This window comes from Dyella jejuensis (genome assembly GCF_044904675.1).
GTDB classification, from domain to species: Bacteria; Pseudomonadota; Gammaproteobacteria; order Xanthomonadales; family Rhodanobacteraceae; genus Dyella_B; species Dyella_B jejuensis.
Genome location: NZ_JADIKJ010000090.1, coordinates 1 through 336 on the forward strand (window position 1 = coordinate 1; position 336 = coordinate 336).

Here is a 336-nt window from a genome sequence, read left to right on the forward strand (position 1 = left end):
CGCCGTCGGCCCCGGTGCCGATGCGCACCTGAGCGCCGGCCACGCCCTCGACATCAGCGCGCCAACCATCCACAACACGGTCGTGGGCGCCGACGGCCAACCCGTGACCGGCGTGAGACTCGGCGCCAACGCCGGCGGCGTGCCGCTCACCGGCCAGCCCGGCCCCGGCGCACCCACCGTCGGCGACCGCACCGCTCCGCTGGGCCCCCTTCAACTCCCCGGCAATGGCCTGTATACGATCCACCCCGGCAGCGGCAGCCCGTACCTGGTCGAGACCGATCCGCGCTTCGCCACGATGAGCGGCTTCCTGGGCAGCGACTACCTTGTGAACCAGCT

General features: G+C 72.9%; 1 protein-coding gene. It reads left to right on the plus strand.

All coding sequences use genetic code 11. From position 1 onward, the window contains the following. Window positions 1-103 precede the first annotated feature (103 nt). The coding region (locus ISP15_RS18435) for a hypothetical protein (protein ID WP_404549472.1) at window positions 104-336 on the plus strand (233 nt) is incomplete at its 3' end.